The 26,184-nt window shown below is 51.2% G+C and carries 19 protein-coding genes; 7 read left to right on the top strand and 12 right to left on the bottom strand.

Annotated features, from left to right (window positions below):
* Positions 1-57: 57 nt before the first annotated feature.
* The 6 genes from KRX19_00175 to KRX19_00150 all read right to left on the bottom strand — a co-directional run bounded on the left by KRX19_00175 (position 58) and on the right by KRX19_00150 (position 5,903).
* The gene (locus KRX19_00175) at positions 58-339 is read right to left on the bottom strand and encodes a hypothetical protein (protein ID MBV7433435.1); all 282 of its coding nucleotides are present in this window, start codon (positions 337-339) and stop codon (positions 58-60) included.
* A 231-nt stretch (positions 340-570) separates the two neighbouring features.
* Complete coding sequence (locus KRX19_00170; GenBank protein MBV7433434.1) at positions 571-1,794, bottom strand: cytosine permease; 1,224 nt, start codon at positions 1,792-1,794, stop codon at positions 571-573.
* Positions 1,795-1,798: 4 nt separating this feature from the next.
* Positions 1,799-2,185 (bottom strand): hypothetical protein, encoded by a 387-nt coding sequence (locus KRX19_00165; GenBank protein ID MBV7433433.1) that lies wholly within the window; start codon positions 2,183-2,185, stop codon positions 1,799-1,801.
* Entirely contained in the window at positions 2,178-3,608 is a 1,431-nt protein-coding gene (locus tag KRX19_00160; protein MBV7433432.1) for a DUF1116 domain-containing protein, read from the bottom strand. The genes KRX19_00165 and KRX19_00160 overlap by 8 nt, the downstream gene beginning before the upstream one ends.
* Positions 3,609-3,611: 3 nt before the next feature.
* Positions 3,612-5,120, bottom strand: coding sequence for an acyl-CoA synthetase FdrA (gene fdrA, locus KRX19_00155; protein MBV7433431.1), 1,509 nt, complete (start codon positions 5,118-5,120; stop codon positions 3,612-3,614).
* A gap of 120 nt (positions 5,121-5,240) precedes the next feature.
* Entirely contained in the window at positions 5,241-5,903 is a 663-nt protein-coding gene (locus KRX19_00150) for a cysteine hydrolase (protein ID MBV7433430.1), read from the bottom strand.
* 268 nt (positions 5,904-6,171) lie between these two features.
* On the opposite strand from KRX19_00150, the gene KRX19_00145 reads away from it, so the two are divergent.
* Positions 6,172-7,074: a LysR family transcriptional regulator gene (locus KRX19_00145; protein ID MBV7433429.1), complete on the top strand. Its 903-nt coding sequence runs from the start codon at positions 6,172-6,174 to the stop codon at positions 7,072-7,074.
* A gap of 17 nt (positions 7,075-7,091) precedes the next feature.
* Here KRX19_00145 and KRX19_00140 read toward each other — a convergent pair whose 3' ends face one another.
* From KRX19_00140 to gluQRS, 6 genes are all read right to left on the bottom strand, one after another.
* Entirely contained in the window at positions 7,092-7,910 is an 819-nt protein-coding gene (locus KRX19_00140; GenBank protein ID MBV7433428.1) for a DUF2877 domain-containing protein, read from the bottom strand.
* Positions 7,892-8,857 carry a carbamate kinase gene (locus KRX19_00135; GenBank protein MBV7433427.1) on the bottom strand — a complete coding sequence of 322 codons (966 nt, stop codon included), beginning with the start codon at positions 8,855-8,857 and terminating at the stop codon, positions 7,892-7,894. Before KRX19_00135 ends, KRX19_00140 begins: the two co-directional genes overlap by 19 nt.
* Positions 8,858-9,072: 215 nt before the next feature.
* Entirely contained in the window at positions 9,073-10,461 is a 1,389-nt protein-coding gene (gene fumC, locus KRX19_00130) for a class II fumarate hydratase (GenBank protein ID MBV7433426.1), read from the bottom strand.
* A gap of 160 nt (positions 10,462-10,621) precedes the next feature.
* Positions 10,622-15,847: a hypothetical protein gene (locus KRX19_00125; GenBank protein MBV7433425.1), complete on the bottom strand. Its 5,226-nt coding sequence runs from the start codon at positions 15,845-15,847 to the stop codon at positions 10,622-10,624.
* 103 nt (positions 15,848-15,950) lie between these two features.
* Positions 15,951-17,891, bottom strand: coding sequence for an acetate--CoA ligase (gene acs, locus KRX19_00120; protein ID MBV7433424.1), 1,941 nt, complete (start codon positions 17,889-17,891; stop codon positions 15,951-15,953).
* A 215-nt stretch (positions 17,892-18,106) separates the two neighbouring features.
* Complete coding sequence (gluQRS, locus tag KRX19_00115) at positions 18,107-19,009, bottom strand: tRNA glutamyl-Q(34) synthetase GluQRS (protein MBV7433423.1); 903 nt, start codon at positions 19,007-19,009, stop codon at positions 18,107-18,109.
* Positions 19,010-19,124: 115 nt separating this feature from the next.
* Here gluQRS and KRX19_00110 point away from each other — a divergent pair, with 115 nt between their 5' ends.
* The 6 genes from KRX19_00110 to yajC all read left to right on the top strand — a co-directional run bounded on the left by KRX19_00110 (position 19,125) and on the right by yajC (position 26,130).
* Entirely contained in the window at positions 19,125-20,090 is a 966-nt protein-coding gene (locus tag KRX19_00110) for a TAXI family TRAP transporter solute-binding subunit (protein MBV7433422.1), read from the top strand.
* A gap of 132 nt (positions 20,091-20,222) precedes the next feature.
* Entirely contained in the window at positions 20,223-22,880 is a 2,658-nt protein-coding gene (locus KRX19_00105; protein MBV7433421.1) for a TRAP transporter permease, read from the top strand.
* Between the two features lie 36 nt (positions 22,881-22,916).
* Positions 22,917-23,336: a universal stress protein gene (locus KRX19_00100; protein MBV7433420.1), complete on the top strand. Its 420-nt coding sequence runs from the start codon at positions 22,917-22,919 to the stop codon at positions 23,334-23,336.
* 93 nt (positions 23,337-23,429) lie between these two features.
* Complete coding sequence (locus tag KRX19_00095; protein ID MBV7433419.1) at positions 23,430-24,434, top strand: peptidoglycan-binding protein; 1,005 nt, start codon at positions 23,430-23,432, stop codon at positions 24,432-24,434.
* 122 nt (positions 24,435-24,556) lie between these two features.
* A complete protein-coding gene (gene tgt / locus KRX19_00090; protein ID MBV7433418.1) occupies positions 24,557-25,663 on the top strand; it encodes a tRNA guanosine(34) transglycosylase Tgt in 1,107 nt (368 codons plus the stop codon).
* A gap of 95 nt (positions 25,664-25,758) precedes the next feature.
* The gene (yajC, locus tag KRX19_00085; GenBank protein ID MBV7433417.1) at positions 25,759-26,130 is read left to right on the top strand and encodes a preprotein translocase subunit YajC; all 372 of its coding nucleotides are present in this window, start codon (positions 25,759-25,761) and stop codon (positions 26,128-26,130) included.
* The last annotated feature ends 54 nt before the right edge of the window (positions 26,131-26,184 follow it).

Genomic DNA, 26,184 nt, shown 5'->3' with positions numbered 1-26,184 from the left:
GACATTTCTCTCTTTATAGAAAAAGGGGCGGTACTCTGTACCGCCCCCATCTTTAGCTTAGTTTACTTTAGTGGCTGTCGGCGCAGCACTGGAAGCTTGAGCTTCCCAGGTAAACGGGGCAAAGTCGGCTTGTGGATCACGCCAGCTGTCTTTTTTCACCGCGTAGATAACAAACGGCAAGGCGACAAAGAAAGCAGTGAGCGCGACGAGAATACCAACGTACATTACCGGGCTACCAACCGAAATTTGCGACGGTGGAATAAAGCTGAACACAAAGGCAAGTAGTGAGCCGCAGAAGCCTGCACCGGCGGCAATCCACATGCCGGCTTTTTCCCACATCCCTATTTGGCGTGCATGAAAAGGACAGGCTCTGGGTATCTCACATTCTGTGGTTGATGAAGCAGGGAGTTATGATTTATGGCTTGGGAATTCGGTATTTTTGCACTGATCTTTGATTAGATTAGTAAAATGTGACAGGGCTGAAATTTATTCCCTGAAAAATATAGCGAATAACGTTATTAATTCGTAAAGCCTCTCTGGTATATAGTCAGAGAGGCTTTTGTATGGCTGTTATTTATTTCGCCAGTTAAAGAGGACATAGAGCAGTGATGCGACCAATATGGAATCTAGTGATGCGATGCCAGTCAGGGTGAAATAACCGTTGACAGTGAGAAAACCCACCACCGAGGCGGCAAACCATGCGCCAAAGGTTGGGTATTTGATTTTGGCTTCCTGACTCAATACGGCTTCATCGTAGCCGGCTTTGCGTTTGAGGAAAAAGTCGGCGATGTAGATACCCGCTACCGGTGGGGTGGCGATGCCGAGAAAGAGCAGGAACGGTACGAGCCACGACTGGATATTCAGGCTGCCGACAATAAAGGCCAGCACACCCAGTGCGAGGGTGATTTTCCATTTGGCGATGCGTGAGAGCAGGGTCGAGACGACCAGTGTGCCTTGAAACATATTTCCCGCGTTGCCGGTAATGCAGGCGAAGACGAGCAAAATGGCGGCGGGAACAGTCGTACCAACCACGGCCATGGCTTGCAGTAACGAGCGTTCGCCGGTCAGTGCCGAAGGCAGTGCGCCGACAAAATACAGGGTCGGATACGCTACGCCAAAGGCGATGATGCCGGCGAGAATGGCATGTTTGCGGTTGTGTATGAAGCTGCCGAAATCCGGTGAGGTGGCGACCAAAACGATGATGGTACCAACCACGGATGATACTGCCGCGCCAAAGCTCATTTGTTCGCTGAGGCTGACTTGCTGTGTGGTTTTATTGAGGACGAGATACAGCACCACCACCATCAGGATGGCGATAATCGGTACGGCGATTTTGGATACTTTGCCCAGCACTTCAAGGCCAAAGGCGGTTGAGGCGACAAATATGACGCAACCAAATGCGACCCAAACCGGCACGGCGATGTTGATGCCGACATGGGCTGCCAAGTCGTGCATGCTGTGGCCGAAGGCGTTGGCGGTCACGGCAATCCAGCCGAACAGGCTGATCGCCATCAGGATGTTGATGGCAATCGCACCTTGTTCACCAAAGGAAAATTTGACGATACCGTAGGTGGGCAGGCGTGCTTTTTCACCGATGGATATGTTGATGACAGCGAGTATGGTCAGGATGATACTGGCACAGAGGATGACGGGGGCGGCTCTGTCCAGTGCCAATCGTCCGCCGAGATCCGATGAGGCAATCAGGACCGGTGTGACGGCGATGCCAAGCAAAATCATGGCAATTTGCCAGCAGGATACGGTGCTGAGTTCAGCTTGATTGGGTTCTTTTCTCATGGCGCTACTCCTTGCTGTTGATGTATGAGCGCCAGCCGCCGCTGGCGCTGATGTCGGTTTGTCCTTCAACCAACCACGGTTCGCCGAGGACACCGAGAACGGTTGTGCCGTTTTTCAGATGGACTTTGCCGATGCACAGTCCGGCAGGTTCGTTTTGTAATACTTGGGCAACACCGTTTGCCGGTACTGCCCAAACTTCCAATGCCACGCTGTGGTTGGCTTCAAGGGTGCGGATCATCGCGGGGTGGTTGTCGTTGATGCTCCACAGTCGGTAGTGGACATCGGTTTCGTCTTCACGGATAAATTGTGCGCCGACATTGATCAAGTTGGGATTGAGTTCGAGGCCGCGCATCAGTGTGCCGTTAACGGCGAGTTCAATCATGTCAGTCATGGGCTGCTCCTGTTCTTGTTTGGGTGAAGTCGTGTAGGGCGGCGATAAAGCAGGATGCGGGGGCAGTGGTGATGCCTGCGCCGATTTGTCCGACACCGGCCTGCTTGTGGGCGATACCGGTGTTGATGACCGGCATAATCATGTTGTCCAGCACTTTTCGTGCATCAATGCCGGCCGCTACGGGGCTGAAATTCATGGACGGAATGGTGAATGCGGGGTTGCTGCCGATGGTGATGTCCTGCATGGTGCGGCTGTAGCGGATGGCATCCTGTGCCGTACCGCCGACAAATTTGACGATGGCTTGTGAGGCGGCCATCGCAAAGCCACCGAGTCCGGCGGTTTCGGTGATGGCACTGTCGCCGAGGTCGGCGGCGGCATCTTCTGCGCTGTAGGATGGGAAAAACAGGCCGTCAATGGTGTTGGCCGGTGCTTGATACCAGCGCTTGCCGGTGCCGGAAAGCTGGATGCCAAAATTTACGCCGTTGCGCGCCATTACGGTGACCATTGTGCTGTTGGCGATATTGGCTGCTGCGTTGAGCATGGATTTGCACGAAGCCATCGACAGGTTGAGGAAAAAGTGGTCGTTGCCCATGATGAAGGCCAGTACCCGCGCCATGACGTCACGCTCAATATTGGCGGCAAACAGTGCCGGTACCAGTTGCTTGAGCAGCAGGCCGGTGGCGGCGGCGTTGCGGTTATGGACTTCGTCGCCCATGTGTAGTGCCTGTGCCTGAATGGGCTTGAGTTCGATGCCGCCACTGTGGCGGACCGCAGCTTGTAAAGCGTCTGCCAATTCGCTGCCCATCCATTTGAGGCGTTCGATAACGTCAGCGTTGTTGGCGCCAAAGCGCAGTGCCTGTCCCAGTCCTTCGTTGAAGTTGCTGAATACCCGTTCACGGTTGGGGGAATCGGTGTTTTCGACCACCCACAGCGGCATGGACGGGCTGATGATGCCCGCCATTGGTCCAACGGCATTGTGGTGGTGGCAAGGTTCCAGCATGATGTCACCACACGCCAACATGGCGGCGGCATCATCGGCGTTGTCCGCCCAGCCTTCATACAGCACTGCACCAATCAGTGCGCCTTGTACCGGCCCGCACATGTCTGCCCATGCAATGGGTGGACCGGCGTGCAGGATGTGTTTGTTGGCGGCCAATACGGGAATGGCTTCGGCTGCCGGCAGTACGTCCACCAGGACCGGCTGCGCAGCAAGGTAGCGGCTCATGGCCAATTCGTTGGCTTGGGCGATTTCAGGGTCGTTAATCAGGGCGGCGAGTTCACGTCCGCTGTCAACGTTGCCTTCGGCCGGCGGTGTCCATTGCAGGTGGGTGACATCCCCACCGGCACGGGTAATGTCGGTGGCAAAGCCTTCCAGTCCGATGTTGATAACGTGGGTGTGTTCGCCAAACAGGGTGGTACTCATGGTTTACTCCTTCGTGGCAATGATGTATGCGGCAAGGCGTGCGGCATCGGCATTGTGTGCGGCAACGATGACACCTGCTTGACGCAGGCTGTCGCAAATGGCATCACGGTTTTGTGGGTCGCTGTCTGTGCCGCAGACGTGGGCGATGAACAGGGGCGGCTCGGCTTGCTGCTGTGCCGCGTGGATGATGGGCAGTAAATCCGCCAATGGATCGGCTGCCGCGCCATAACCCAATACCACGTCAAACAGCACTACGGCGGTGTCGTCACGTTTGGCTTCGGCAGCGATGCGTTGATTGCGCAAGGTCGGGTCAATCATGGGGTGCGGACGGCCTTGTGTGAACATATCATCGCCCATGTCGATGATGAGGTGTGCGGCGCTTTGCCCTTGTGCATCCAGAGTGGGATTGCCGCTGACGGGGGTATTGGATGCAGCAGTGATGCCGTGCTGTTGGGCAATAAGCTGTGCTTCATAGCAGAATGTGCCGCCGGCAAATACGGCGCGTAAATAACGGCGCTTGCTGGGTAAGGTGGCATCGATGGTATCGGATGCTGCTGGAGTGGCAGCCGGATTGCCGTGCAAGGCGGCAACGGCTTTGTCGGCAGCTTCGGCGAGGGTATTGGCGATGATGATACGTTGGTCATCGCTGTGCATATCCGCACCGAGGAACAGCACCACCACCGGCTTTCCTGCTTGCTTGGCTTGGCTGAGAATGTGTTCTGCCACGTTGGCTGCCGGTGGCTTGGATACCAATACGATGACGTCTGTGTCCGGATCATCGGCGAGGGTACGCAATCCGCGCAACATGGATAGGCCGCCGATGCTTTCGTGCAAATCGTGGCCACCGGTACCGATGGCTTGCGAGATACCTGCACCCAATGCATGAATACGGCAGGTGACTTCCTGCATACCCGTACCCGAAGCGGCAACCACACCGATGCGTCCACGGCGCACGACATTGGCAAAGCCGAGTGGCAAGCCGTTGATGATGGCTGTGCCACAGTCAGGCCCCATGACGATGCGCTGTTTGCTTTCGGCAAGTTGTTTTAATGCCAGCTCATCGCTGAGGCCGATGTTGTCGCTGAACAGCATCACGTTTAAACCGAGATTGAGCGCTTTGATGGTTTCGGCTACGGCGTATTGTCCGGGGACGGAAATCAGCGCCATATTGGTTTGCGGCTGTTCGCTGCAAACGTGTTCGCTGCTGCGCCACACTTGCTGCGGGGCATCGCTGTCTTGTAATGCGCTGTGTTTTTGTTTGAGCAGGCTTTCGGCGTGGGCAATGGCTTGCGCGCACGCTTCGTCTTCTCCGATCACGGCAATCACCAAATCGGCGGGACGGGCGCTGATGTCGCCAAATCCTGCTGCACTGAGACGGGTCAGATTGGCTTCACTACCCATTACCACGGATGCTTGTTCGATACCGTCCGCGGCGCTGAGGGTGGCAGAAATCTGCATCAGTGAGACGGAATCCTGATACAGATTGGGGAAAACTTGATGGTGAACAGACATATGTACCTTCCTTCATGCACAAACGTGCAGTGACCGCAGCACATGAACAGCGCCGCAGCAATGGTTTTATGTGGGGTGTGGCGCGTCTGCCGGATGGGTTAGGGCAGACGCGCTGAAGGGTTATGCTTCAAGGGCAGAAATAATGTTGTCGGCGTTCGATACCCAACCGACAATCGCACCTTGTGCTTTAATCATTTCCAGTGCGTATTTCTGGAATTCAGGGAAGTAGGAAGCCACGCAATCTTCGGGAATGATGCACTCATAGCCACGGTCGTTAGCTTCGCGTGCGGTAGTGTTGACGCAGACTTCAGTGGTTACACCGCAAATGATCAGGGTTTTGATGTCGCGGTTTTGCAAGATGGCGTGCAAATCGGTTTGATAAAACGCACCTTTGCCCGGTTTATCGATGACCGGTTCACCGTCTTGTGGATACAGCTCAGGGATGATGTCGTGGCCTTGCTCACCGCGTACCAAAATACGTCCTTTGGGGCCCTGTTCGCCAATGAAGGTCTTGCCGCCACGGGTTAGCTTGGCTGCCGGACAGTCGGTCAAATCGTTGCGGTGCCCTTCACGGGTGTGGATAATCATGATGCCCGCTTTGCGTGCCGCGTCCAGTACCCGTTTGCATGGTTCAATCGCGCTGCGTACTAATGAAACATCGTTGCCTAATGCTTCACCAAAGCCACCTGGCTCAACAAAATCACGCTGCATGTCGATCATCACTAATGCAGTGTGTTTTGGATCAAAATCAAGGTTGAACGGTTGTGCTATAAACATACTCATAACCAACTCCTGTGTTGTTGTGTCGTTCTGGTCTGGATTGCCAGTACCATTGGTGCAGATTGTAAAATGTGGATAATCACCTATAAAGAGAAAAATATCGCGTGTTATCATCAAATATTTTGCTGATACTTTTTATGGTTTGTGCCATGCTTTACGTCACGCATTTGTGCATCCATACTGCGCAATGTTTGCAGTGTGATGACCGTGATCATCAAAAAATTTCACGGTGATGCACGGCCGTTTCTCTCCATCCAGCCACGAGTACACCATGCCTTTTACTGAAGACAACATCCGTACCATTCACGCCATTGCCCGCTGTGGCAGCTTTGCCACTGCCGCCGAACAACTACACCGTGTGCCGTCTGCGGTCAGCTATACCGTGCGTACTTTGGAAAGCCGACTGGGGGTTGAATTGTTTGACCGCAGCGGTCATAAGGTGCAATTAACGCCTGCTGGTGAATATTTCCTCAATCACAGTCAGTTGATTCTCAACAGCTTCGACAGCTTGGCGCGCAATACAGTGGCTATTGGTGGTGGGACATCCATTACCTTCAATATTGTGGTCAATAACATCATCAACCGTGATGGTTTGGTCGGCTTAACCCGCCATATGCATGAACACTTTCCGCACATTGAGCTGTGTATCCGCACCGAGGTGTACAACGGCTGCTGGGAAGCGCTGTACCAACACAGTTGCGACGTCGTGATTGGTGCGCCAAATTATCCGCCACAATTAGAGGGCATTGTCTGTGAATTGATGGGGGAAATGGAATGGGATTTTGTCGTGTCTTGTGCGCATCCGTTGGCGAGCTGTACCCATCCGCTGACTGCCGATGATGTGCGGCCTTTTTCGGTGGTTATGGTGATGGATACCGCCGTTCAATACGCGAAGCAGAAAGCGTGGGCGCTGGAAGGGCAGCACATTATTTATGTACCGGATTTGGAAGTGGCGATTGAGTTCATGCGCCAGGGGATTGGCATTGGCTATGTGCCGCATCATTTGATTAAGCAGGTGTTGAACCGTGGTGATGTGCTGAAAAAAGCGCTGGTAGAAAGCAAGCCTGCTACGCGCTTGTTTTACGCATGGCCGACCGAAGCCGATACACCGGTATTTCAAGCGTGCCGTGATTATTTACAGCAGGCCGAAGTGCGGTTGTCGTGGCATCAGTGAATGTATGGCAATGGTGTTTAGTGGTATGGGCATAATAACGCACGCTGCGCTACATCATGCGGTAGCCCGGCGAGTAGGCCGCTGAGTATGTCGTGGCCGGAACGATGGCCGAGGTTGGTGAGTGCTTGGATTGCTGTGGCGGTGTTTGTGTCGGGGTTTTGGTGTAGGGCGGTGACACATGTCTGCACCGGTTCACTGACCTGCACCCGTATGGCATCGTCCAAAAAGGCCGCTGAAACGGGGTGGGTTCGGTAGTGGTGGCGCAGTATGCTGTGTTGTAGTTGTGTGCGGCAGTGTGCCAATGGGCTGCTCGGCAGGCTCAAAGCAATCAGTAATCCGGCTAAAAAGTCGTCACCGCTTGGCGTGAGACCATGCCCTAAACCAATCAGTGCTTGTACGGCAGGATCAAGTGGCGTGTTGTCGGTTAATGCGTTTAGCAGCGTATGGATGGTGTGTTGTAAATGCTGTTGTAGTTGTTGGTTGAAGGTATCCGTTGGCGTAGTTGCTGTGTCAGCCAAATACTGCCATGCGCTTGTCAAAGACGTTGGATTCAGTGTCGTATCGGGTGGTTGTAAGGTGCAGTCAAACGGGGTCGGTAGATTCGTGGCTAGCTGGGACAGTATGCGCCGTAAGACCACTGGATGACTCGGTAATGAACCCTGACAACGCAGCTGTCGAGGGCCACAAGCCACGCTGTGATCGACTAACGCCAACAGGGTGCTGTGTTGGTCGTGGCGCAGATTGACGACATGGCGGTGTACTGATACGACCTGCCAACCGTGTTGTAGCAGTGGCAGGTCGGCAATAATGCGCTGATCTACACAGCTGATGGACATGGTTCGCCCTGAATGCGTGTGCCACTGCGTCCGGCAAGGGCATCAAGCATGGATGGTGGATCGGTGATCACGCCACAGCCTTGTGGGCAGGCGGCGATGTATTGCAACAGGGCTTCGACTTTGGGCTGCATTGAGCCTTTGCCAAACTCGCCTTGTTCGATTAAGGCTTGCGCCTGAGCAACATCCAGTTGATCCAGCCATTGTTGGTCGGGCTGGCCGAAGCGTACGGCGACTTTTGGCACACCGGTGGGGATCAATAAATAATCTGCCTGCAATGCGGTAGCGAGTATCGCCGCAGTGAGGTCTTTATCAATCACAGCCTCAAGACTGTCTAATTGTCCGTGGGCATTTTCGCTGACGGCAATACCACCGCCGCCACCGGCGATGACGATGGCATCACGCGCCAATAAGCGCTGAATCATGCCGGTTTCTACCACTTGCTTCGGCTTCGGGCTGGCAACGCAACGCCGCCATCCACGGCCGGCATCCTCCATCACCGTCCAGCCAAATTGCGCTTGCATGTGCTTGGCTTGAGCCTCGGTTAAAAAGCTGCCAACGGGTTTACTGGGTGCGTGAAATGCGGGGTCATCAACATCTACCACCGCTTGTGTGACCACGGCAGCAACGTCACAATCTATGTTGCGGCGTCGCATTTCATTGTTTAGTGCACGCTGGAACATAAAGCCAATCGCACCCTGCGATTCGGCTACGGCGTAATCTATTGGAATCGGGCAAACTTCTGCTTTTGCCAACTCCGAACGGCGTAGGGAAAAGCCAACTTGTGGCCCATTGCCATGCACCACCAAAACATTCCAACCATCTGCCTTGAGGTCGGCAATGTGACCGGCGGTACGGGTCAGGCACGCGTATTGGTGTGGAAAAGAAGTATCACCTGAATCGTCAATTAAAGCATTGCCGCCAAATGCAACAACAACGGTTTTTGTCATGGCTGTTCTCCAGATAACTGATTGGTGGAACAGCCACTCTATAAATTTATCTGTGTTTAGAGAAGCGAATAAATTTGCGCTGTTTCGACAGAAACTTTGTTGACTCAAACTGTAGTCTGTTCGGACTATTTTACATTATCTTCGATAGTAGAAATATGTCTACGTTAGATATAAAAAGTCCTCGCTATAGCGAGGACTTCGGTACATGGTGTAATTTATTTCGGTGCGACCATGTCTTGTGGTTGCACGTATTTATCAAACTCTTCTGCGCTGAGCAGGCCGAGCTCAACCGCTGTTTCTTTCAGTGATTGGTCTTTCTTGTACGCAGTTTTCGCGACTTTAGCGGCGTTCTCGTAGCCAATGTGGCGGTTGAGTGCCGTGACCAGCATCAATGAGTGATGCAGGAAGTAGTCGATTTTTTCGCGTACCGGCTCGATACCTGAAGCGCAGTGCTCTTCAAAGCTGTTGCACGCGTCGCCAAGCAGGCGGATCGATTGCAGCAGGTTGTAGGCAATGACCGGCATATAGACGTTCAGCTCGAAGTTGCCTGCTGAACCAGCCATGGTGATGGTGGTGTCGTTACCCACAACTTGGCAGCAGACCATGGTCAGTGCTTCACACTGGGTTGGGTTGACCTTGCCAGGCATGATTGATGAGCCGGGCTCATTTTCAGGAATGGTGATTTCGCCGAAGCCACAGCGTGGGCCACTGGCGAGCCAGCGTACATCGTTGGCAATTTTGTTGAGGCTGACGGCAAGCGTCTTCAACGCGCCGGAAGCGTAAACTGCGGCGTCACGGCCTGCAAGTGCTTCAAATTTGTTTGGCGCAGTGACGAATGGCAAGCCAGTCAGCTCGCTGAGGTTTTCCGCAGCTTTGACCGCATAATCGGGGTGGCTGTTGAGGCCGGTACCGACTGCTGTGCCGCCAAGTGGCAGTTCATACAATCCTTTAAGCGCATCTTGCAGGCGGTCAAGACCGTGGTCGAGCTGGCTGACGTAGCCAGAAAATTCCTGACCAAGCGTCAGTGGCGTAGCGTCCTGCAAGTGGGTACGGCCGATTTTGACGATGTCGCTGAATGCTTCGGATTTGGCCTTGAGCGTGTCGCGCAATTTTTCGACCGCTGGAATCAACAGGCTGTTGATTTGGCGCGCTGCTGCGACGTGAATGGCCGTTGGGAACGAGTCGTTGGTGGACTGCGCGTGGTTGACGTGATCGTTAGGGTGAACAGGCTGGTACGCACCACGGCCTGTGCCGGCGATTTCATTGGCGCGGTTGGCGAGTACTTCGTTCATGTTCATGTTCGACTGCGTGCCGGAACCGGTTTGCCACACGACCAGCGGGAATTCTTTATCGAGCTTGCCTGCAAGTACATCGTCAGCGGCTTCGATAATCAAATCAGCTTGCTTTTCTTCGATACGGCCAAGGCCAACGTTGGTTTTCGCTGCGGCTTTTTTGACCAATGCCATCGCTTCGATTAATGCTTTAGGCAGCGTTTCTCCGCCAATTTTGAAGTTTTGGTAGCTGCGCTGGGTTTGCGCGCCCCAATACGCTTCGCTGTCGACTTGGACTTCGCCCATGGTGTCGTGTTCGGTACGTGTACCCATTTTGTACTCCTTGGTTAACCATAATTGGATTCGCACAATATTATAAAGTATATGTGCGGTAATGGTTAGCCGACATGGAGTTCTGGTTTTGAATCCATGTCGGTTTTGTGTCGTCGGGATTGGCCGTGGTTTGCTCGGTGCAAGTCACATCGCCATATATTTATTGAGTACTTTCATTATTCGTCGACTCAAGCTTAAGAACCGGTTCAGACGTGGTGCCGTCGTCTAATTCTGAAGCAGATTCGAGCTGAATTGATGGTAGCTCAGTATCATGTTCAATCAGCGATTGTAATGAGAGCTCTGGCACCGGTAAGTCGTTAATGCCAGATTGCTGCGTATTGTCTTTGATGCGCCAATACTGGGCGCTGTAGCGAGCATAATTTGCCGGTGCGTACATGTCTTCTACACCGTAACCGGCAGCGTACCAGTTGCCGGGGCGTGCTGCTTGCAGGGTGAAGGCATGGTGAATGGTGCTTTCATCTGCGTTGAGGTGGAAGGCCGCGATGTGTCGGTCGTCGCGGTTTTCCTGCATGTCCGGCCAGTCGAGTTCGGGCGCTGATGCAATGTGCTCCAGATTACTCAGGGCTTGATCGCTGTCGCTTAAAGGCGGGGCAGAGAAGCCGGCGGCAAACGGGTAAGCAAAGATGATGTCTGCTGGCATGGCGCTATCCTCACGCCTCATTTCGACCACAGCGGTTATTTGTGCATTCAGCGTGGTGGCGTTGTCTGCAACAGGGTTGCCTTGTTCGTCGTAGTAATCGATGTGAATACGCCAGCCGGATTCTTCGACGCTATCAGGGGCAATGGTGCGCCAATCGCTGATGATGGCGTAGCGTACGCTGTCCGTCGGGTTGGCAATGCTGTGGTTACCTGCTGCAAATTTGCGCATGTCACCAGCGAGGCTTTGCCCGTCGATGGTTGCGCTTGCAGACGAATTTTGTGGCTGCTGCTTGCTGAGGCGCGCCATCCATGCGAGCGTTTGCGTACTGCGTGCGCTGTTGTCTTGCAAGGCCGCTAATGTCGCGCTTAACAGGTTTTGATAGCGGTTGAGCAGTTCGTCGCGGATGCCCTGATTGATCGGCATCTGATGATTGAGCAGTTCGTCTATCCGCGCGAGGGTGTGCAATTGGTTGCTGAGTGCGTCCGCATATTGCGGCAACGGATCAATGCTGAGGTCCGGGTCAATATTGCTGAGCAATTGTTCCGCGCGGCGGGTCTCGCCAAATTGCAACAGGGCAATGGCGAGTTCGTAGCTAGATGCGTTGTTTGGCAATGGCTCGGCAAGGCTTTTGCTGTAGCGGATCAGTGCGCCTTGAGTGGCATTGCGTGCAGGTGGCGTGTGGCGCGCGAGCACGTAATGGGCGTAGGCAACGGCTGGATCAATGTTGCTGTCCGCTGAGACCTGATTAATTTGTTGGTTCAAATAGCTGAGGCTGCGCGTGAGTGCGGCATCATCGGGGTTGGCCATTGCCAATGTATCCGCACTGTATGCGCTGAGCCATAAGTCGCTTTCGCCGCCAGACCATAAGCTGAAGCCGCCATTGCGTTGCTGCTTGTTTTGCAGTCGGGCAATGAGGTTGGTCAGGGTACTGTCGTCGCCAAGCAGCGCACCGTTGATCTTTGATGCGGTTTGTTCGCTGCAGTAGTAAGGATAGTCATTAAGTGCTTGGCGAACTTGTTCGCCTTGCCACGGCAATTGCGCGATGGCAATGGTTACTTCGCTGTCCGTCATCAGGGTATTGTCGCTTTGCGGGTCGAGCAATAAATAGCGTGTTTGCCTGATTGGCAGGCTCAACGGACGTACGTCGACGAATGTATCAAATACATGCTGTTTGCTGCCGTCATCAATATTGGCATTGATGCTGATGGTGCCGCTTTGTGTGCTGACCCGATAAGGGATGTTGAGTACGGTGGCACTGTCTGCATTGAGCGTGATGTTGCCGTGATTGGCAGCATTTTGCCACTCAATACCCTGATCAGCATCAATGGCGTAGGTGTAAGTCTGCGCTTGGTCAGTGGTATTGTGCAGGCGTAAGCGCATGGTGCCTTGATCGCCGGGGCTGAGGAAGCGCGGGGTATAGAGTTCGCTGATCAGCGGTGTTTTGACGGTGACGGTTTGCTCGCTATGGCCAGTACGTTCGCCGTTGTATGCGGCAGCCATGACGCGCAGGCGACCATTAAACGTCTGTGGAATATCAATTTGATAGGTTGCATTGCCTTGCTCATCAATAGATAGCGGGCCGGACCATTTGCTCAGCAGCAAGACGTCCACATCCGGCAGTGCTTCGAGCGCACTGCCCGCTTCATCAGCGCCTGCGCCGCTGCGCAATGCAGCTTGGCGTGCGTCAATTTGGCGGATGATGCTGCCCCAAACATCATGGAAAGAGATGTTGAGTTGCTTTTTGCCAAACAGGGCGTTGAGCGGGTCAGTAAAGGTGGCTTTTGCGAGCTGGTAAAGGCCGTCGTCAATCACGGCTATATTGACCAGCGTGTCGTTATCCGCATCTTCAGTGTGTACTGTGATGGTTATCGGTTGTTCGCTGTCGCTGATGATATCAGGGCTGTCAATGGTGAGCGGGATGCGCCGTGTGGCAAGATCGTCGCCAAGCCAAGTCAAGCCAACCGCGCGGTGAGTGCGGGTATTTTGATCCTGATTCCAGCCGCTGGCGAGTAACCAAATGCCGCTTTGCCAATCATTTTGCCACGGGAATTCAAGCTCAGCCTGACCGTCGCGGAAGGTGACGGGGTAGGTTGCGATAATGCCGCGTTGGGCAAGATGAATGTTGCCGCTGCCATCGAAGAGGGCTTGTAGTTGTACGCGCACGGTATCGCCGTCACTGTAGGTGGTCTTTTCAGGTGTTAGGCGGATGGTTTGCGGGCCATTTTGCTGCGGATCGGGCGCTTGTTCACCATAAGCAATGCGCAGGCTGGCCGCGGTTTGTGGGTTGTCGCCTTCCACTTCGAGCAGCCAGAGGCCATCATCAATGTCGAGTGAGAGTTGGGCTGGCTCTTCGCCAATGCTGAGGTTGCCGTTACTGACGGGTTCACTGGTGGTATTGGCTTGGTATTGCCAGCTGCTGCCGTCGTAGTACCAGTAGTAGTCTTCTGTGAGGCGTGAGAGTTGCCAGTGTACTTCGCTTGGTTGAATGTTGCCGTCGCTATTTAATGAAGCGATGTGGGCAGTGCGCTGTTCGGCCTGTAAGGCGATGTACGGATCATCGCGCTCGATAATTTGTGTGTCGCTGGCTGTAATGGACTGTCCGCTGAGCGGATGAAGTTCACTTTTGAGGGTGAGTACGAGTGGTGCGGTGGTAAATGGTGTTTCAAGACGGTTAATGCGAATGGTATAGCGGCCTTGATCGTCGGTTGTGCCATCGGGTAGTGATACTAGTGTGGCGTCAATTTGTTCATCGTGACGGCCAATCTGCCAATTTTTCCATTGGTCGGCAAAAGCGCTACGATTGGCGGCTTCGATGCGGTATTGATTACTGAGCGGCATGTCTGTCGCGGCAGCGCCATAAAGCCAATCTGCTTGCAAGGTAGTTTGGTAGGGCTGGCCGTCGTGAGGTGCTTGTTCGGCTTGCAGCCGGGCTTCTATTTGCTGCGGAACGATGGCATCGACGCGTACGTTTTGTTCGCTGATTACCGGTCCGTATTCGCCGAGGGTTAAGCTCAGTGTCCACAATCCAAGCGGGGCGTCGGGGCTGAATGTGTGTGTAAATTGATAGCTGCCGTGGTCACCTGAAGTGAGCGGTTGGCTGACCAGCGCTACGTCGTCAGGTCTGCGCAAAGTGAGCCACAGAGGAGTACTTTGATACGGGGTGAAATCTGGATTTTTGACCAGCCACAGTGCATGCAGGGTGTCGTCCGGGCGGTAGATGCCGCGTTCGATCCACGCCCATGATGGCAGTGGACTGGTGTCAATTTTGCCATCGAGGCCTTTGTCTGAAAGGTCATAGCCGCTGTCGCGTAAATTGAGGTAGGTGAGTTGGCTGTCGTCGCTGCTGACCAAGTGGCTGGGGCGGTCGCCTTCTGTGCCGCTGATTTGTGCTTGGGTGAATGCCGCCATGCCGTTGTCGTCGGTGGTAGCGCGGCCGAGTTCGCTGTTGTTGTAAGCGTAGAGAATAACCTCTTGTCCGGTTGCAGGCTTGGCGTTATCGAGGCGGCGCATGTCGATCCACAGGCCAGTGTCGCTGGAATAGGCGGTTAGCCCATAATCACTGACGGTAAAGCCGATGATTTGTGCGTCGCTGTATTCTTCAGCAGGGTTGTTGATACGCAGGATGTAAACACCGGGCTTACGTTGCTCTGGCTCGACCATATCAGTGAAAGCGATATTGCTGCTCGATATGGTGTTGGGTTCACCGCTTACGGTGAAGAAGCCGCTGTAGAGTTTGCTGGCATTTTTGTCGAGGAATGAAGGTGAGCGAAAATTGCCGTAGTCCTGTGGATGTTCAATAGCGTCGGTTAGGTCGGTATTGCTCAAGTTCGTTTGCGGGATGAGCCATAGATCAACGTCGATACGGTCAACATTGCTGCTTTCAATGGCGATGTTTTGTGCATTGGCGAGGTTGCTCAGGGTTTTGCCGCGTTCGCCGAAGCGAATCATCGGATCGCGGTCGCCGGTATTGATGGTGCGGGTTTCACTGTCGCCAAGAGTGAGGTCATTATTGCTTTCGAGAGCGCCATTAATCGTGACGTCGTAGGTTTGCTGGTATTGGCCTCGATAGCAAATTTGATCGCCGAGATAGCGGCCTTCACTTACTGGCGCTGGTGATATTTCAATTGATTGCTGCCAATTGCCTGCCGGTAAGCCACGTAAAGGTTGGCTGAAATCAAGGCAGATATCAGGGCGATCTTGCCCGTGGTCAATGTAAATATCACGCAGTGTGAAACCATGGTATTGCCATAACTGCGCGATGTTGTCAGTCAGTGCGCCATTAAATGACTGATTGAGCTGATCAAGCTGAGCAAAAGCATAGGCGGCGCTGTCGCGGTCATTTTCAAGAATGGCTTGGTATAAGTTGAGTTCTGATCGTGCGTCATTGCCATTGTAGGCTTGGCTGATCAGGTATAACAGTGGGATGCGTTCATCCGTCCAGCGTAAGGATTCGCTGAGCTGCGCAAGTATTTCAGTACGATTATCGAGTGTGTCAAAAGTGTGTGCTTGGCCGGAAAATACCATTTGAGCGCGGATCTCGTTTGCTTCTTCTTGAGACATGCCATTTCTTGCCCAAGGATTCTCACCTTCTATCAGGCGATTGATGGCGCTGATGGTGTTATTTTTACTGTCAGAGAGTGTCGTAGCATTCCACGTGGGCGCAGAAAGTGCTGTTGCAGATGTCGTACAAAGGGCTAAAAAGCAAACGGCAGATAAAAAGCGCATGGCAAAGCTCACATTGAGAGATTGTCATGTGATCATAGCATGAAGCAGATCGATTTTGCGTCGATCTGCTTCGGGTTAATGTAAAAAATGACGGAAGATTTGACTAGCGATTAGCTCGGTTTTCTATGAGATCATCAACGACTTGCGGCTCAGCAAGGGTTGAGGTGTCTCCGAGGCTGTCCACTTCATTGGCTGCGATTTTGCGCAAGATGCGGCGCATGATTTTGCCAGAGCGCGTTTTCGGTAGCGATGGTGCCCATTGGATGACATCAAGGCTGACGATTGGCCCCATTTCATTGCGCACAAATTTGACCAGTTCATTTTTGAGCGCGTCAGATGGATCGGCATCATTCATCAAGGTCACGTAAGCGTAAATACCTTGGCCTTTGACGTCGTGTGGATAGCCAACGATTGCTGCTTCAGCAACGGCTTTGTGCAATACGAGCGCACTTTCGATTTCGGCCGTTCCGAGTCGGTGGCCAGAGACGTTGAGTACGTCATCAACGCGCCCAGTGATCCAGTAGTAACCGTCTTCATCACGGCGTGCACCGTCGCCCGTGAAATAGTTACCCGGATAGGCTGAAAGATAGGTTTGTACAAAGCGTTCTTGGTCGCCCCAAATAGTGCGCATCATGCCGGGCCAGTCTTGTTTGATGATGAGAATACCTTCTGCAGCACCTTCGAGCTCTTTGCCTTCTTGGTCAACGAGCGCAGGCTCAATGCCAAAGAATGGTTTGCATGCCGAGCCGGGCTTGAGTGGCGTCGCGCCGGGAAGTGGGGTGATCATATGGCCGCCAGTCTCTGTTTGCCACCATGTATCGATGACTTGGCAGTTACCATTACCGACGGTTTCATGATACCAATGCCATGCTTCCGGGTTGATTGGTTCGCCCACTGTACCGAGGATGCGTAAGCTGCTGCGGTCAGTTTTTTGGACGAACTCATCACCTTCGCGCATCAATGCCCGGATGGCGGTTGGTGCGGTGTAGAAAATATTAACTTTGTGGTCGTCGACAACTTGCCAAAAACGGCTTGGGTCCGGGTAATTTGGGACGCCACCAAAGATCAGCGAAGTCGCGCCATTGGCAAGTGGACCATAGACGCAATAGCTGTGGCCGGTGATCCACCCAATATCAGCAGTACACCAATAAACGTCACCTTCATGGTAGTCAAAGGTGTAGTTAAACGTGGTCGCTGCATAGAGCAGGTAGCCGCCCGTGGTGTGTAGCACACCTTTTGGTTTACCGGTTGATCCGGAAGTATAGAGGATGAAAAGAGGGTCTTCGGCATCCATTGGTTCGCAAGGGCAGTCGGCCGAAGCATTACGCATGACTTCGTGATACCACACGTCGCGGCCTTCTTGCCAATAGATCTCTTCCTTGTTCACTTGTACGACGATGACTTTTTCAACGATGTTGGTTTTACGCAGTGCTTTATCAACGCTGCGCTTAACGTGGGTGAACTTATTGCCGCGGTAACCAGCATCCGAGGTGACGACGATTTTGGCCTGCGCATCTTCGATACGGTCTGCGAGTGCATCGGGTGAGAATCCACCAAATACGACAGAATGCACTGCGCCAATGCGTGCGCAGCCCAGCATGGCAACGGCTGCTTCCTCAATCATTGGCATATAAATGCACACGCGATCGCCTTTTTTAACCCCCATACTTTTAAGTACGTTGGCAAATTTACACACTTGGGTATGTAGCTCACGATAGCTGACGCTATAAGCTTTGCCTTTTTCATTGTGCTCGAAAATAAAAGCGGTCTGGCGGCCGCGTTCTTCCAGATGGCGGTCTATACAGTTATAAGCTACATTGAGTTCAGCACCTTCAAACCAGCGGATACGGCCTTCTTTCAGATCACTGTTGTGTACCTTGTCCCACTTTTTATACCAGCTCAGTCGCTTCTCGGCTTGTTCAGCCCAGAACTTGTCTGGATGCTCAATTGAATAGCGATATAGCTCTTCGTAGGCAGCTGCGTCGATGTGTCCTTTTTCAACAAATTCAGCCGGTACTTCATAGCACTTTTGTAATTCTGCCATCATAGCCTCCATGATTTAGGTAGATTCAGTCAGATTGATAGTATCAGGTTAATATAGTTGACTGAGAGGACAAGCGCAAGGGCGCTTTGCTTTACAAAAGCAGGGGGCGTAGTAAAGGTACACTCTATGTCTTTGAATTGATAAAAGTGTAATTATTAGTATTTTTTATGGCTATGAGTTGCGCTGCTTTATAAGCTCTTAATGAAGCGATACTCTTAATTGTAGGATTGAGAATCCCTATTGGCGTATTTTTCGTACCAGTGCACGGTGGCCCATTTTAATAAGTCATTGGTATTTCGGTAAGGTGCCGTTTCCAACCCTAAAAAAGTTAACGCAGATTGTAGCGCAGGCAGCGGGTCTGATCTGTCCACCGGGTGGGCGTGATTTTGTTTGCTGAGTTTTCTGCCGTGTTCGTCTAGTGCCAGAGGTAGATGAAGATAGCGTGGGGTCTTATAGCCAAGGCATTGCTGTAAATACAGCTGTATGGCTGTTGCTGCAGTAAGGTCTTGCCCTCGTACAATATCAGTAATGCCTTGGAGAGCATCGTCTATCGTGACGGCAAGTGCGTAAGCAATATCACCATCACGGCGACGCAGTATTGGGTCGCCAATGTCATCTTGCAGGTGATATTGGCAGCTACCCAGAAGCCGATCGTAAAAAGTGATTGTTTGAGCTGGTAGCTTGAGGCGGATAGCTGCGTCTTGTGGTGATAGGGTAGTGAATGGATGTTGGCGACAAGTCCCCGGGTAAATTGGGCCGAGTTCGCCCATTTTTGCGACTGCATGCCACATTTTACGGCTGCAGCCACAAGGGTAGAGCTGATCTTTCAGTGTTTCAAGGATTGTTAAGTACTCATCAATATGCCTGCTTTGTGTGCGGATTTCACCATCCCAAGTGAGCCCAAACGCAGCAAGAGTGGCTTGGATGTCTATGGCATGGCGCATACTGCTGCGCACACGATCAACATCTTCAATGCGCAGTAGCCATTGTCCATGGTGGGCGCGTGCGTCAAGATAGCTGCCAAGCGCCGCAATCAAAGAGCCAAAATGTAGTGCGCCACTAGGTGTTGGCGCAAACCGACCAATATATTTAGATACTGTAGGGGTGGGTGAATACATGGTTGTTGTAGTATTGATACTTGCGTGACGTGATTGCTTAATGGTAAAACAAAAAATAGTGCAACGTATTGCGAATATAATGCGGTGCGCGCCGATTAACCAAGTAGGAGATATTATGCGTCATTTTTTTAAAGCCAGTCTGCTCGCTTCCGCTGTAGCACTGAGCTATACCGCTGTTGCTCAAGAAGGTCAGATCGTTACCATTGGTACTGGTGGTCAAACTGGGGTTTATTATGTTGTTGGTCAATCAGTTTGTAAGCTGGTTAACCGCAATACCCAAGAAACAGGCATCAAGTGTAATGCGCCATCTACCGGCGGTTCAGTTGATAACCTCAATGCTTTAGAAGCTGGCGAACGCCAAATGGGCATCGTTCAATCTGACTCACAGTACCGTGCGTACAATGGTGAGGGTGAGTTTGAGGGCAAGAAAAACGAAAATCTGCGCTCAGTTTTCTCTGTACACCCAGAGCCGTTTACCGTTGTAGCGCGTACTGACGCGAACATTAGCTCTTTTGATGATCTGAAAGGTAAGCGCGTTAATATCGGTAACCCTGGTTCAGGTACGCGTACGACTATGGACGTATTGGTCGAAGCAAATGATTGGGGCGAAAACCCATTTGCTGTTGCGTCTGAGTTAAAGCCAGCTGAAATGGCTTCAGCACTGTGTGACAATAACCTTGATGCCATTTCTTACACTGTTGGCCACCCTTCAGGTGCAATCAAAGAAGCAGCAGCTTCTTGTGCTTCTCATTTGGTGAGTGTGACAGGTGAAGGTGTTGACAAGCTCGTCGCTGACAATCCTTATTTTGCCAAGGTAACTATTCCAGGTGGCATGTACGACGGTACACCTGATGACACAGAAACATTTGGTGTATATGCGACATTGGTCACTTCTGCAGACGTACCTGATGATACCGTTTATGAAATCACCAAGACGGTATTTGAAAACTTTGATCGCTTCAAGAAGCTCCACCCAGCATTTGAAAACCTCAAGCAGGAAGAAATGATCAGTAATGCACTTTCAGCTCCACTGCACCCGGGTGCTGAGCGTTACTACAAAGAGCAAGGTTGGATCAAATAATTTCAATTTTGATTGAAATCTTGAGATTTGGCAGCCGGCATTGTCCGGCTGCTTGATTAGGCGCAGATACTGCTTCTAATCAAGCAGCCAGCATGAAACAGTAAATAATAACAAACCATTAAGGAAACGAACATGACACAGAAGACGCAAGTCCCTGATCTGGAAGATTTGGTCGCATCGACGGATACAGGGGGGCGAAATCCATCCGGGATTGCTCGGCAGGTAATTGTATGGGTGGCGATCTTGTGGTCACTTTTCCAAATATACTATGCATCACCATTGCCGTTTACCTTCCAGGGCTGGCTTAATCATGCCGGCTTGAATAACATCAATGTGGTGGTTGATGATACGCGCGCGCGCTCAATTCACTTGGCGTTTGCCATGTTTCTGGCATTTCTTTCGTATCCAGCATTCGCAAGCTCGCCTAAAAACCGTATTCCCGGTATAGATTGGCTGCTTGCTATTGTTGGCACTTTTCTGGCGTCTTATTACTTGTTCTTCTATGACGGCATCGTTAGTCGTGTTGGTGCGCCTAATACGCAGGATTTGATCGTCGGTTGCTTGGGCTTGCTGCTCTTACTTGAAGCAACGCGTCGTAGCTTGGGTTTGCCACTGGTTATCATTGCCACACTGTTTTTGCTCTATAACTACTTTGGTCAGTTTTTGCCATTTGATTGGATGATTGCGCATAAGAGTGGTTCAATCAGCCAAATTATCAATCAGCAATGGATCACCACCGAAGGGGTATTTGGCGTTGCTTTGGGCGTATCGACAAAATACGTCTTCCTGTTTGTCCTATTCGGCGCATTGCTCGATAAAGCAGGCGCTGGTAACTATTTCATCCAAACGGCTTTCGCATATCTGGGGCACTTCCGTGGAGGGCCTGCAAAAGCAGCCGTAGTTGCGTCAGGGCTGACTGGCTTGATTTCCGGTTCGTCGATTGCAAACGTGGTTACCACCGGAACATTTACCATTCCAATGATGAAGCGCGTTGGCTTTTCGGCCGAAAAAGCCGGTGCAGTTGAGGTTGCTTCTTCGGTAAACGGACAAATTATGCCGCCAGTTATGGGGGCGGCCGCATTCCTGATGATTGAATATGTCGGGATGCCGTATAACGAATTGATCATGCACGCATTCTTGCCGGCTGTTATCTCTTATATTGCTTTGGTTTATATCGTTCACCTTGAAGCATGTAAGCAAAATCTACTCGGCTTGCCTCGTGCTGATAAGCCAAATCCGTTGTTGGTGTCGTTATTGCGCGCAATTGGGACGTTCATCGCCATCTGCCTGATTTACTTTGCAGTTAAATATGGCCTTGGCTGGATTAAAGACGTTGCGCCTGATGCGGCATTTACCATCGTATGCGCTTTCCTTGCTGTGGTTTATGTCGGCCTGATTTGGCGTGTGGCCAAATTCCCGGATCTACATATGGATGACCCGGATGAAGAAATGGTCAAGCTGCCATCGGTCAAGCCGACGGTTAATGCGGGTCTGCATTATTTGCTGCCGGTAGTCGTGCTTATTTGGTGTCTGATGGTTGAGCGTTTGTCGCCAGGCCTTTCAGCATTTTGGGGGACGATGGCTTTGGTCGTGATTCAGCTGACCCAGCGTCCATTGATCAGCTTTTTCCGTGGAAGCGGTGAGTTAAAGCAGGGCTTCAAGTCAGGGCTGTGTGACCTTAAGCAAGGACTTGAGATGGGCGCGCGCAATATGATCGGCATAGGTATCGCGACTGCAACTGCAGGTATCATCGTCGGCGTTGTTGCTTTGACCGGTTTTGGCGTTCAGCTTTCCAATATCATTGAAACTCTTTCTGGCGGTAACTTGATCATCATGCTCGGTATGGTGGCGGTGTTTAGCTTGATTTTGGGTATGGGCTTGCCAACTACCGCAAACTATATCGTGGTCTCTTCTTTGATGGCTGTAGTTATTGTGGAAGTGGGGCGTCAAAATGGTTTGGTTGTACCTTTGATCGCCGTCCATTTGTTTGTGTTCTACTTCGGTATCATGGCAGATGTGACCCCACCTGTTGGTTTGGCCTCATTTGCCGCAGCCGCAGTTTCTGGAGGTGACCCGATCAAGACGGGGTTGGTTGCTTTCTATTACAGCCTGCGTACTGCTTTATTGCCGTTCTTGTTCATCTTTAATACAGATTTGCTGTTGATCGGCGTCGATTTCTGGCATGGGATGCTGATTTTTGTGGTTGCAACGATAGCCATGCTGGCATTTACAGCCGCGACCATGGGCTGGTTCTTTGATAAGAACCGCATTTGGGAAACACTGCTTTTATTGCTCGCAACCTTCATGCTGTTCCGCCCTGGTTTCTTCATGGATTATATTTCGCCAAGTACCAAGCAAGTCGAGCCAGTTAATTTGGTTCAGGATGTTGCTAAGGCGCCGGTTGGAGATGATTTGATGTTGCATGTCAAAGGGGTTAGTCCATATGGCAAAGAAATTTCTTTCTATGCCAAGCTGGAAATTCCTGAGGGTGCGACAGGTGAAGAGCGTATGGAGAAGCTTGGTCTTACTCTGCTAGATGATCCTCACTCAGTAACGTTTGACGGTGAGACTTACGATAAAGCCTTAACGATAGATGATGTTGCGTTCGATTCTCCAGCTCAAGACGTTGGCCTTGATTGGGATCAGCAGTTACTTGGCGCAACACTACCTGTACGTGGTAACTTAGCTAAAGAGTGGATGTATATTCCTGGTATCGCTTTATTACTGCTATTGGCATGGTGGCAAAGAAAGCGTATTCGCCGCAGAGAAAAAACAGCTGTAATGGCTTAATAATTTGTTTCTGCTTCATTAAATAAGGATATAGAAATGTTTGAGAAAATAATGGTTGCGGTGGACTTGATGCATGAAAGCCGTGCAGCCCGAGTTGTGGCTATGGCTCTGAGTATTGGTGATGAAAATACTCAGTATCAGCTGGTTAGTGTCGTACCTCCGGTTAGTGCGGGCTTCGTGTCTTCGTTTTTGCCAAAAGATTATGATAAACAAATGATTGAAGCAGCAAGACTAAAGCTGCATGAATTCAGTGAAACGCATTTTCCAAAAGATGCAAAAGTCAAGCACATCATTGCTCACGGGACGATTTATGAGGAAATCAATCGTCTTGCTGATGAGCGAGAAGTGGATTTGATCGTGATTAATGCGACCAAGCCAGGTAGTGGGGGCGGATTAGGGCCTAATGCTGCAAGGGTTTCGCGTTACAGTAATAAAACTGTGATGGTTGTCCGCTGATACGGTAAAATTAGCAACGATTATAAGTTGAATGGCGCCCAATTAACGGACGCCGCTCTTTTGAGATATACACAAGAACAGGAGAAGCTGTTTATGATGAAGCGTAAAATGTCGGCACTTTTAGTAGCCGGTGCAATTACAACTTTGGTTCACGCACAGACGCAGAACGAAAACCAGGCTAATGAAGAGACTGATGCTGCAGTTTCAGCCCAAAATTCTGAGCGTCATGATACCCTCAATACCTTGAGCGTACCTCAAGCCTCAGCTGGTGAGTGTCAAGCGTTGGTTATCGTGCCAGCCCAGTTTGAAGCAAAAACTGAGCAAGTAACTGTCAAAGAAGCTTCTGAAACGATTGAAGTGATCCCTGCCGAGTATGAATGGGTTGAAGAGCAGGTCATGATCAAGCCAGCTGGTGAGCGCCTTGAAGTTGTTCCTGCAACCTATAAAACCATCGAAGAAGAAATCGAAATTGAGCCAGCAGTCGTTGAGAAAGAAGTTATTGAACCGCAGTTTGCTGAAGTAACAGAAGAAGTACTCTCCAAGCCAGCTTATATGGCACCACAGAATGCAACTGGTGGCGTAGCTGGTAATGGTGGCGAAGTCCTGCGTTTGGTTGAAGTGCCTGCAGAAAACAGCACCATTACCAAGCACGTTGTTCAGGAAGACGTTCAAGTTAAAGAAACGCCTGTAGAAGCAAAATACGTGACTGTACAGAAGCAGGTTATTGATCAACCAGCTGAAGTTAAGAAAGTTCCTTATGAAGCTGAATATGAAACTGTTCGCGTCAAGAAGCTGGTTAAAGAAGCCGAGGAAGTTCGTAAAGAGATCCCTGCTGAGTATGCAGAAGTGACTGTTTACGATAAGATTTCCGATGCGCAAATGCGTTGGGAGAAAGTTCTGTGTGAAAATACTGTAAACAAGGGCACCATTGAAGAAGTTCAGCGTGCTCTGAATGCTCAAGGTTACAAAGCTGGTGTGGTTGATGGCGCTCTAGGCCCTTCAACAACCCGTGCACTAGAAAAATACCAGCGTGATAACAACCTTGGTGTTGGTGGCGTGACTATGGAAACACTTGATTCATTAGGTATCAATCGTTGATCTGAATTTTGTCATAGCAATATAAAGGAAGGCTTCGGCCTTCCTTTTTTATTGCTTGTGTACAGCTTGAGCTATAATCTTCGCTTTTTGCGCGAAGATGATGAACGCGGTGGTGGAATGATATGCTTCAATATGAATTACTTGCACAAGATGGCGCAGCAAGGCGCGGTCGGATCACTTTTGATAATGGAAAAGTAGTCGAAACCCCAATTTTTATGCCGGTTGGTACGCTGGGTACGGTCAAAGGGTTGTCTCCCGAAGAATTGAACAGACTTGGCGCCGAGATTATTCTTGGGAATACCTTCCATTTGATGTTGCGCCCAGGCGAGGATATCGTCAAAGCCCATGGTGGCTTACATCAATTCATGCATTGGGATAAACCTATTCTGACTGACTCGGGCGGATTTCAGGTATTTAGCTTGGCGAAAATTCGGAAAATCAGCGAAGAGGGCGTGCGTTTCCGTTCGCCAATTGATGGTAGTGAAGTCTTTTTGACGCCTGAACGCTCGATGCAGGTACAGCGTGATTTAAATAGTGATATTGTCATGCAGTTTGATGAGTGCACGCCATACCCGGCGACCCACCAAGAAGCAGCAGACTCTATGCGCTTGTCATTGCGTTGGGCTAAGCGTTGTGTCGCGGCTCACGGTGACAGCCCAAATAATTTATTTGGTATCGTTCAAGGTGGCGTGTATGAAGACTTACGCCGTGAATCGGCTGAAGGTCTGCGAGAGCTGGATCTGCCGGGCTATGCCGTTGGTGGGCTTGCGGTTGGCGAGCCGCCGGAAGAGCGTAATGAAACGCTTGAGTTTACACTGCCAATGATGCCGACGGACAAACCCCGGTATTTGATGGGCGTCGGCCGACCTGAAGATATCGTTGAATCCGTATTGCGTGGTGTAGATATGTTTGATTGCGTGATGCCATCGCGTAATGCGCGTAATGGTTATCTGTTTACTCGCTTTGGTACACTCAAAATCCGCAACGCACGGTTCAAGAATGACCTTGAGCCAATCGAAGAAGGGTGTGATTGTTATACTTGTCAGCATTATTCGCGCGCTTATTTGCATCATTTGGATAAATGCAATGAAATGCTCGGTTCGCGCCTTAATACTATCCATAACTTGCGCTATTACCTACGCTTAATCCATCAGCTTCGTGCCGCAATAGAAGCAGGACAACTATCGACGTTCGTCAAAGAATTTTATGAATTACGCCGTGGTTCATAGTTAGCGTCTATATAGTTAGTCATGCGGGCGAGCATGGTTACCGGTGGCGTTAAGGTATATAATGCGCCTTTTGATTGTTTATTTAGGAGATACAAATGTTTTTTATTCAGGAAGCTCACGCTCAAGAAGCCGCAGCTGGTCAAGCTGGTGGTGGTATGATTCAGCTGGTGATGATGGTTGGTTTATTTGCAATCATTTGGTTTTTGATGATCCGCCCACAGCAAAAGCGTGTCAAAGAGCACCGCAAGATGGTTGAAGCACTGGGTAAAGGCGATGAGATCATGACTGGTGGTGGTCTGATGGGGCGTATCGTTGCTCTGGATGAGCAAGCAGTTGATCTTGAAATTGCTAAAAATACAGTTGTTCGTATTCAGCGTAACTTCGTGACTCAGGTTCTGCCTAAGGGCAGCATTAAAGCCAGCTTGTCTGCTCCAGCGGCGAGTAATGACGAGACGGTACAAGATTAACGCTTGTCGGTTACACGCAGTGGTCAGTACTGATCACTGATATGTTGAGGCAAG

The sequence above is a fragment of the Cardiobacteriaceae bacterium TAE3-ERU3 genome (assembly GCA_019218315.1).
Lineage (GTDB): Bacteria > Pseudomonadota > Gammaproteobacteria > Cardiobacteriales > Cardiobacteriaceae > JAHUUI01.
The sequence above is the reverse complement of the archived record's forward strand: the minus strand, read 5'-3'. Positions and strand labels throughout refer to the sequence as shown.

Bases quoted from the DNA above. Each gene is read 5' to 3' on its own strand.
- tgt (MBV7433418.1), top strand. From the start codon at position 24,557: ATGCTTCAATATGAATTACTTGCACAAGATGGCGCAGCAAGGCGCGGT.
- KRX19_00135 (MBV7433427.1), bottom strand. From the start codon at position 8,857: ATGACAAAAACCGTTGTTGTTGCATTTGGCGGCAATGCTTTAATTGAC.
- KRX19_00150 (MBV7433430.1), bottom strand. From the start codon at position 5,903: ATGAGTATGTTTATAGCACAACCGTTCAACCTTGATTTTGATCCAAAA.
- fumC (MBV7433426.1), bottom strand. From the start codon at position 10,461: ATGGGTACACGTACCGAACACGACACCATGGGCGAAGTCCAAGTCGAC.
- KRX19_00140 (MBV7433428.1), bottom strand. From the start codon at position 7,910: ATGTCCATCAGCTGTGTAGATCAGCGCATTATTGCCGACCTGCCACTG.
- gluQRS (MBV7433423.1), bottom strand. From the start codon at position 19,009: ATGTATTCACCCACCCCTACAGTATCTAAATATATTGGTCGGTTTGCG.
- KRX19_00165 (MBV7433433.1), bottom strand. From the start codon at position 2,185: ATGACTGACATGATTGAACTCGCCGTTAACGGCACACTGATGCGCGGC.
- KRX19_00100 (MBV7433420.1), top strand. From the start codon at position 22,917: ATGTTTGAGAAAATAATGGTTGCGGTGGACTTGATGCATGAAAGCCGT.
- KRX19_00110 (MBV7433422.1), top strand. From the start codon at position 19,125: ATGCGTCATTTTTTTAAAGCCAGTCTGCTCGCTTCCGCTGTAGCACTG.
- KRX19_00105 (MBV7433421.1), top strand. From the start codon at position 20,223: ATGACACAGAAGACGCAAGTCCCTGATCTGGAAGATTTGGTCGCATCG.
- yajC (MBV7433417.1), top strand. From the start codon at position 25,759: ATGTTTTTTATTCAGGAAGCTCACGCTCAAGAAGCCGCAGCTGGTCAA.
- fdrA (MBV7433431.1), bottom strand. From the start codon at position 5,120: ATGTCTGTTCACCATCAAGTTTTCCCCAATCTGTATCAGGATTCCGTC.
- acs (MBV7433424.1), bottom strand. From the start codon at position 17,891: ATGGCAGAATTACAAAAGTGCTATGAAGTACCGGCTGAATTTGTTGAA.
- KRX19_00095 (MBV7433419.1), top strand. From the start codon at position 23,430: ATGATGAAGCGTAAAATGTCGGCACTTTTAGTAGCCGGTGCAATTACA.
- KRX19_00175 (MBV7433435.1), bottom strand. From the start codon at position 339: ATGTGGGAAAAAGCCGGCATGTGGATTGCCGCCGGTGCAGGCTTCTGC.
- KRX19_00145 (MBV7433429.1), top strand. From the start codon at position 6,172: ATGCCTTTTACTGAAGACAACATCCGTACCATTCACGCCATTGCCCGC.
- KRX19_00160 (MBV7433432.1), bottom strand. From the start codon at position 3,608: ATGAGTACCACCCTGTTTGGCGAACACACCCACGTTATCAACATCGGA.
- KRX19_00170 (MBV7433434.1), bottom strand. From the start codon at position 1,794: ATGAGAAAAGAACCCAATCAAGCTGAACTCAGCACCGTATCCTGCTGG.
- KRX19_00125 (MBV7433425.1), bottom strand. From the start codon at position 15,847: ATGCGCTTTTTATCTGCCGTTTGCTTTTTAGCCCTTTGTACGACATCT.